This is a genomic window from Neisseria sp. P0021.S006 (genome assembly GCF_051956895.1).
On record NZ_JBQCWZ010000929.1, the window covers coordinates 1 to 575 of the forward strand.

Below are 575 nucleotides of genomic sequence, written 5' to 3' on the forward strand. Positions count from 1 at the left end.
GCCAAAGGGTGTCCGTACCATGATTAAAGCCGATTTTGGCAAGCAACAAAGTCAGCTCGTCAAAACAGCCTTGAATGTCTACGATTGCGTAATGTGCCATTATTATTGTTTTCCGTTGTTATTATTTTCAGACGGCCTCAAGCCCAGCCTAGGCCGTCTGAAAACATCAATTATGCATTTAAAACCAATACTGCTTCTGCTTCAACCTGAACGCCTTTAGGCAGGCTGGCCACGCCAACCGCCGCACGTGCAGGGAAAGGTTGTTTGATAAATTCAGCCATCACTTCATTGAACACGGCAAAGTTGGCCAAATCGGTCAAATAAGCATTGAGTTTGACGATATCGTTCAAAGAACCGCCTGCTGCTTCGGCTACGGCTTGCAGGTTTTTAAATACTTGCACTGCTTCGGCGCGGAAGTCGCCATCGCCGACCACGGTCATCGTAGCTGGATCCAAAGGAATCTGACCGCTCATATAAACCGTATCGCCTGCACGGACTGCTTGGCTGTATGCACCAATCGCGGCAGGGGCTTTGTCGGTATGGATAATGGTTTTAGACATGATATTCTCCTCAAA

General features: G+C 47.8%; 1 protein-coding gene and 1 pseudogene. Both read right to left on the reverse strand.

Features of this window, described 5'->3' with window-relative positions:
- A pseudogene (locus tag ACTHUM_RS17955) lies at positions 1-100 on the reverse strand (diadenosine tetraphosphatase); the annotation flags it as partial.
- Between the two features lie 70 nt (positions 101-170).
- The gene (locus tag ACTHUM_RS17960) at positions 171-560 is read right to left on the reverse strand and encodes a RidA family protein (protein ID WP_440403683.1); all 390 of its coding nucleotides are present in this window, start codon (positions 558-560) and stop codon (positions 171-173) included.
- Positions 561-575 lie beyond the last annotated feature (15 nt).

What these genes read in the sequence shown, in the direction of transcription:
- ACTHUM_RS17960 (WP_440403683.1), bottom strand. Translation starts at nt 560, where the DNA reads ATGTCTAAAACCATTATCCATACCGACAAAGCCCCTGCCGCGATTGGT.